Below are 6,000 nucleotides of genomic sequence, written 5' to 3' on the forward strand. Positions count from 1 at the left end.
TCAACTGTGTCAGAAAGCAGTTCTCTGGCGGAGGCCGTTGCACCTGCGCAACATAGGCGGCTATATCGATTTTGATTTGTTATCGCATGTTTTGATCACACAATTGTCAGGAGGGGAACAAGATGAAGAAATTCTACTTATTAGCTGCAATACTCGTATTTGCGGCCGCTATGTCAGCACAAACGACAAGAAAGACTCCAACCGGCAATAGGAGTAGATTTGAGACGGCGACCTTGCCCGGAGCAGGAACGGCGCTGGATTTCGACGGCTCTGATGACTACGTCTCCGTTCCCGACAACGACGCACTCGATCTCACCAGCAACTATACCATTGAAGCATGGATCAGGCCCGCATGGTTTCCGATTTTAGCCGGGATAGTCTCAAAATACCAGACCGGCAGTGGCGCCGGCTATTTGCTAAGGCTGCCTATTGGCGGTGAGCATCGGGGAATTGACTTTGACGGGGAGCAGACCTTCGACTATATTCTCGACGCAAATCAATGGTACCATATTGCTGCTGTGAACGATAATGGAACCAGGCGTTTGTACGTGAATGGCGTCGAGTATACACTTTCTACATCTCCGATAACGGTCGAGGCAAACAGCGATTTCCTGGGCATCGGGGTGGATTTCAGCAGCAGGTATTTCGCCGGCGAAATCGATGAAGTGCGTGTATGGAGTGCCGCGCGCACAGCGCAGCAGATTCGCGAAGACATGTACAGGTCACTCGATGGTGCCTCGAACCTTGTGGGTTACTGGCAGATGAACGACGGCAGCGGCTCAGGTACTTTGAGCGATGCATCAGGCAACCATCTGAACGGGACACTGACCAACATGGATATTAACACGGCGTGGGTAAGTTCCACTGTTCCGGTTGGCGAAGGCAGCAGCAAGAGCGAGAACTCCTTCCAATCGGGCACAGCAGATCTTGGCAGTGTACAACTTACAACGACGGATGACTTCGACAACCAGGTGAATCTGGTCTGCACGAGGATTGACAACTCGCCGAACGTTGAGCCTTCGACTTCGGGGGTGAATCTGAACGACCGCTATTGGGTCGTGACGGCATATGATGGCCCTCCGGGATCTTTCTCGGTGAACCTGACATTCACTGTTCCATCGCCTTACACGAATGACGGAAAAGAAGATAAGAGCGTATACACATTGTTCGGAAGGAACGACAACTCTGATGGAGATTGGACGACTGTAATTTCCGGTGCTGCCAGCGTGATGAACACAGCGATCGAGTTTGACGGGATTACTTCGCTTAGCCAGTTCATGATAGGGTCGTCGGCGAATGACATTTCACTTTCGGTTCAGGCCACCCATTTCCAAGTGAAATCCAACATCGGCTCGGTTACGCTTTCCTGGAATACACAGTCGGAGGTGGATAATGCCGGTTTCAACATCCTGCGGCAAGATCAAGGAATGACATTATTCAGTGTCATCTCAAGCTATTCTTGCAATGACGCGCTCAAGGGTTTGGGCACAAGTTCCACAGGAAGGAGCTACGACTTCACTGATACTAAAGCGAGACCGGGTGCCACCTACAATTACAAGATCCAGAGCGTGTCGACAGGCGGTATTACAAAAGACTTATCAACATTAACCGTTACTGTAGATGTACCGAAGAATTATGCATTGTATCAGAACTATCCGAATCCGTTCAACCCGACAACTACTGTTCGATTTGACCTGAAGGAGCAATCGAATGTGACGCTTGATATTTACAATGTTCTTGGACAGAGAATGCTCGAAGAGAATTATGGTACAATGAACGCCGGCAGATTCGATGAAGTCGTGAACATGGACAGGTTTGCCAGCGGAGTGTATTTATATAGGATTAACGCGATCGGGATCGACGGACAAAAGTTCACTTCTGTAAAGAAGCTGATGCTCGTGAAGTAAAACCGAAAAGAGGAAGCTTCCCAAAAAAGTCCCACCATGAGCGATCAAGGCGGGACTTTTTTGTTATCGCAGTTTTACATGTCCAATCAATTAAATGAGCTAATCAACCGTAAGAATATTTTCACCTCTCCCGATTTTCCTGAGGATTATCGGAAATCTTAGGATCAAGAAGTTGGTAGAATTGGGTGGACCGAGGAGCAAATGAGATGCCCGGCAATGAAGTCGGGCTTTTTTATTGTGGGACGTTGGGCGCTCCTTTTTCTCAACTTCCGCCTGTGAAATTGATCTCGTAAGCTCCTGCTTACTGGAAGCAGAGATTCAAAGATCTCTTCCCAGGCGGGAGCCTGGGAAAGAGGTAAAGTGCAAGATCAAAGATCGGAATCGTATTAAGATCATAAGCCTTGAGTGTCCTGTAAACGCTCGATTCGAATATAAAATAGCCCTTCTTGTCCGTGATGAGGCACAATAGCTCTCTCGGTGATTTCTCCGGATGATCAAGTGCGATCGATACGATTTACTCCTTCTCAACTTCCGGGATCTTGTTCCAGAACCTCCGTGCACAGGGCTTTCTTTGCGCCAGGCCGTCGTAACCGTAGTGGTGGCAGTACCTGCGCGGTACCACTCGTAGAAGCTGCTCCTGTTCACGTCGAGCTTCAGACTCGCTCGGATTACAGAGAGGGATACAAGTTGCGGGCAAAGGAAATAGCACTACCTCTTTTGTATTCACAAGATTTCGCTCATAATTCACATTAAACGGTGCGCACTCAAGTGGTGGAATCGTTATACTCATTTATTAGCTGATAGTTGAACTAGTTGGAACCATATGCTTCAGGCAGGCGTTCCTCAAACGGAGAATAAGGAGGAGGAATGGAGAAATTCTACGGAGATTGCTATCTAATTTAGTCACGGCGTAACCACTTCTCTGCAACCTCTGAATAGAGCTCAGCCGAATGCTGTGCCCCTTCCTCAGCCTGAATTTCACGAGGTTTAGTTCAACGTCGATCGAAATAGGAGAAGGAAATGCGTCCAGCCCACCGTCCCACACTGTTCGTCATCGCGATCTCAATTGTTACTCTTCTCTCTGGCTTGCCATACCTGCCAATTCGAACCGCGTCTGCAAACGCTGCAGCACTCCAGCGTAAGCATGCTCCAGTATCCGGATCCAGGAAAATCACCGTGTCGAAGAGCAGGAAACTATTACAATTGCGCCCGACCAACCCCGGTCCGCATACCAGGGCAGCCGAATTGAAAGATAAACATCTGCATTCTCACCCGATGATCGCAGAGAGAAGGATTTCATATTTGACAGGCAGTAAAAATCAGTCCTCCATGAGGCGCGGCTATCTACCTTATTCGATGGGAGAGATCACAGTCAACACAACGACGGACGATAGTGCCTATGATTACACTACCGCCGACACAACCTCGACAGGGACTGTGAGTCTCCGATCGGCGATACAATATACAAACTACATCGCCGGACAGGACACAATTGTCGTTCCCGACGGTAGTTACTATCTGACTTTGACAGGTGCCGATGAAGACAGCGGTGCAACTGGCGATCTCGATATAAATGACAGTCTTGTTATCTTAGGATCCAGCGAGACCGGGACCGAGATCTTTGGTGATGGGGACAGGGTCTTCGACGTAGGGCCGCTCGACTCCAGTATAGCCGTCACATTTAAGCACCTCACAGTTACACAAGGGAACGCCCCGGGAAGTGAATCGGGCGGAGGGATCCTGGTCCACGGCCAGTCCGTGGAGCTTGACACAGTGGGAGTCGTCTTCAATTCCGCGGGGGGTTACGGAGGAGGATTGGAGATACATGACGGCACTACATTTTCAATGGCGGGCGGCAGCCTGAGTTATAACACGGCCGACGCGAACACTGGAGGCGGACACGGAGGCGGTGCGGACATTCTTGGAGGGACCGCTTCATTCACCGGAGTCTTGATCAGCCATGACGTTGCCGACAACGGGGGCGGGATACAGAATGAAGGCAATAATCCGGTCACATCGTTTAGTTATTGCACTTTTGTTGGCGACAGCGCTTTGAAAGCATATAACTACGGCGGGGGATTGGACAACGATGACGGCGATTTCACTGCCGATCACTGCACCTTCAAACAAAACTATGGTAATGGCGATGGAGGCGCGTTCGACATCGACGCAGGAAACAACGTAATTTCAAATTGTGTAATAGACAGCAATTATTCGCCGAACAACGACGGCGCAATCTACGCGGGAGGCAAAACAATCAGGATGATCAATGATACCGTTCGATGGAATTCTGCACCCGCCTTCGATGGAGCCATCGGCGCCTATCCAGACAGTTCTTTCTTTATGGAAGGTGGAGTGGTGGCGTATAATTCATGTACCAACGGCAGTGGTGGCGGCATTCTTATCAGTACTCAGCATGATACCCTGGTTGATGTCTCGATCTTTGGAAACAGCGCGCATGGCAACGGCGGCGGCATATTTAACTCTGTTGGCACTTCATTTTTCAAGAACGTCATTATGCATGACAATGTGGCCGGATCAAATGGTGGTGGAATAGACGACAGTTCCGGAGGCACCATATGGTCCGGCGGCTCACTCACTTATAATTCGGCTGCAGGTGAAGGGGGCGGCATTTATCTCGAGTCTGCTGTGGCGTCGAGCGACACTTTGGTCAATGTCACTCTTGCTGGCAATACGCCTGATGCCTACTACACAAACAGCGGATCTTATCAGGTCGTGATTCTCGATTATGTGATCATAAATGCGACGTCGATTGTAGATTCGATCCACGTTCGCCTTAATGCGACAGTCTATCCTTATGGTTCGGATTTCACCGTGAGGTTCCTGTATGGGACTACTTCCGGCCACTACACGGACAGTGTGTACGCAACGCCGTCCACGGCGACCGGCAGTTCCGGTGTTCCGGATTCAACAGTAATTGCCGTCAATCCGGGCGCCGAATACTACTACGCGGTTTCTCTTACCGGTTCCGACAACTACTACTTTCAGACTTCCGAGCTTCATTTCACTGCGCCGGTCAATATCACCATTGTCAAAGAAGGTGCAGACTTTGAGGACGACGTCTTTCCGCCCACGGGATGGACGGTTTCAGCCAACAGTTCGGGCAGCCCATACTATTGGTCGCAGGATACCGCAAGCGGCTACGGTGTCGGACACTACTCCGCCTACTTCGATTGTTATGACGACACTGCCCAGGGCGAATTCGATTCGCTGCTCACGCCGGTTATTACAAATCTGGACTCAACCGATTTTGTCACATTCGACTATGCTTACTCGGGCTATCCTGGTTACAGTGACAGTCTGATAGTTGCCGTCTCAACCGACGGCGGAGCGACCTTCAGCAGAGTCTGGTATGATGGTGCACCCCGATTGGAAACGACGCCCGAAGACAACAACGCATTCATCCCCGGCTCTTCGCAGTGGTCAAGTGCGTATATTCATTTGCCATCCGGGGTTGAAGGCAGCAACGTCGTCGTCGCATTCATCTGCGAGAACGACTTTGGAAACGCTCTTTACATCGACAACATCAAGATCGGTTCTGCACCATCCGACCTATCGCTGGCTGTACAAGCAACTGATTTCGGCGCAGAATCGGACGCAGGTGCGGTCACTCTCTCCTGGAAGACACAATCTGAAGTCGATAATGCAGGATTCAATGTGATGAGACAGGAGTTAGGTGTCAGCGGTTGGCAGTTAGCAGGAAGTTATGTGAGTGACAAGACACTTCAAGGTCTCGGCACTAGCAGTTCAGGTAGAAGTTATTCATTTACCGACAACAAAGTCATATCGGGACAAACTTATAACTACAAGATACAGAGTGTATCTACCTACGGTACTACAAAAGACTTGTCAACTCTCACCGTTACTGTAAATGTACCGAAGAATTATGCATTGTATCAGAACTATCCGAACCCGTTCAACCCGAGTACGACAATACGGTTTGATCTGAAACAAGCTTCTAATGTGACGTTAGAGATATACAACACATTAGGACAAAGGGTGGAGAAATGGAGTAATGGAGTAATGGGTGCAGGCAGATACAATGAAGTGGTGAACATGTCACGATACGCGA

Annotated in this window: 2 protein-coding genes; both read left to right on the top strand. The window is 49.6% G+C overall.

The genetic code is table 11. The features are described 5' to 3' along the window. Nucleotides 1-122 precede the first annotated feature (122 nt). Nucleotides 123-1,907 (top strand): LamG-like jellyroll fold domain-containing protein, encoded by a 1,785-nt coding sequence (locus VIS48_04300; GenBank protein ID HEY9165364.1) that lies wholly within the window; start codon nt 123-125, stop codon nt 1,905-1,907. 1,020 nt (nt 1,908-2,927) lie between these two features. Then, nucleotides 2,928-6,000 (top strand): choice-of-anchor J domain-containing protein (locus VIS48_04305; GenBank protein HEY9165365.1); only part of this gene is annotated, 3,073 nt, incomplete at its 3' end.

It is taken from the genome of Candidatus Kryptoniota bacterium (assembly GCA_036567965.1).
GTDB lineage: Bacteria > Bacteroidota > Ignavibacteria > Kryptoniales > JAKASW01 > JAKASW01.

Bases quoted from the DNA above. Each gene is read 5' to 3' on its own strand.
- VIS48_04300 (HEY9165364.1), top strand. From the start codon at position 123: ATGAAGAAATTCTACTTATTAGCTGCAATACTCGTATTTGCGGCCGCT.